The organism is Paracoccus sp. S4493 (assembly GCF_000967735.1).
Taxonomy (GTDB): domain Bacteria; phylum Pseudomonadota; class Alphaproteobacteria; order Rhodobacterales; family Rhodobacteraceae; genus Paracoccus; species Paracoccus marcusii.
The window spans coordinates 1-1,200 of the sequence record NZ_JXYF01000297.1; the positions used below are offsets into that span (position 1 = coordinate 1).

2 protein-coding genes and 1 pseudogene are annotated in these 1,200 nt (G+C 65.4%); all 3 read right to left on the reverse strand.

Annotated elements, in window-relative coordinates; genetic code table 11:
- Positions 1-205 (reverse strand): PTS sugar transporter subunit IIA (locus TW83_RS17255; protein WP_045984021.1); only part of this gene is annotated, 205 nt, incomplete at its 3' end.
- 104 nt (positions 206-309) lie between these two features.
- Entirely contained in the window at positions 310-885 is a 576-nt protein-coding gene (gene raiA / locus TW83_RS17260) for a ribosome-associated translation inhibitor RaiA (protein WP_045984022.1), read from the reverse strand.
- A gap of 179 nt (positions 886-1,064) precedes the next feature.
- Positions 1,065-1,200 (reverse strand): annotated as a pseudogene (locus tag TW83_RS17265) (LPS export ABC transporter ATP-binding protein); the annotation flags it as partial.

Consider the following 1,200-nt stretch of genomic DNA (forward strand, 5'->3'; position numbering starts at 1 on the left):
GCCGCGCATGCGGCAGCGCCACGCCCTGCCCCACCCCGGTCGGCCCCAGGCTTTCGCGTTCCTGCAGCGCATCCAGCACCTCGGAGGTGTTCAGCCCGTATTCTGCATGGGCCAGATCGGCCAGCTCCTGGAACAGCCGCTTCTTCGAGGTGACCTGTCCCAAGGAACGGACCGCCCCGGGCCGGAGGATTTCAGCAAGTTGCATGGCGCCTTTGTCTTTCCCAAGCTGTCCGCCCCCCGGACATGGCTGTCAGGGGGGCGGCATCCAGTGCGGCCGTCGTCCCGCGTCGTCTGGACGCGGACGTGCGGTCAGCCGTTTCCGCGCGGATCGATCCAACCGACGTTGCCGTCGTCGCGGCGGTGGACGACATTGACGCCGCCGTGTTTCTCGTTGCGGAACACCAGCAGAGGGGTGCCCGACAGTTCCATCTGCATCACCGCATCGCCGACCGACAGGGTGGGCACGCGGCTTTGCATTTCGGCGATGATGATCGGCTGCAGGCTGTCATCCTGCGATTCCCACGCATCCTCGTCGGCGGCCAGCACATAGCTGCCTGCCTCGCCGAAGACAACCGGTTCGGGCCGTTCCTTGTGGTGGTCCTTCAGGCGGCGCTTGTAGCGGCGCAGCTGCTTGTCCATCTTCTCGCGGCAGGCCTCGAAGGCGGCATAGATGTCGGTATCCGTCCCGCGCGCGGCCACGTTCAGGCCAGTGGACAGGTGCACGACCGAATCGCACATGAACTGATGCGCGTCCTTGGAAAAGGTCACCGCCGCATCGGTCGGACGCTGAGAGTACTTCTCGATCGTGGCGCCCAGTTCGGTCTTTACATGCGTGCTGAGGGCATCACCCACATCGATGTGTTTTCCGCTGATGGTATAGCGCATCGTCACTCCTCTCCGGTTGCCCGTCGTCGCGGCGCCTGCCCGCCACTGGTGCCGGCAAGGGCGCGAACGGGTTGAACGGGGCGGCATCTCCGCACCCGCATATCTCAATTTGGTGACAGCGCGCGCCGACTGTCAACGGCCCACACGGGGGCGTGACCCTGAATCGGATTTCCGCGCGCTCAGGACAGCGAGAAGCTGTCGCCCAGATAGACCTCGCGCACGCGCGGATCGGCCACGATCTGGTCGGTCGTGCCCGACATCAGCACATGCCCGTCATGCAGGATATAGGCCCGGTCGACGATGCCCAGGGTCTCG

Coding starts and splice junctions, on each gene's coding strand:
- raiA (WP_045984022.1), bottom strand. CDS start 885: ATGCGCTATACCATCAGCGGAAAACACATCGATGTGGGTGATGCCCTC.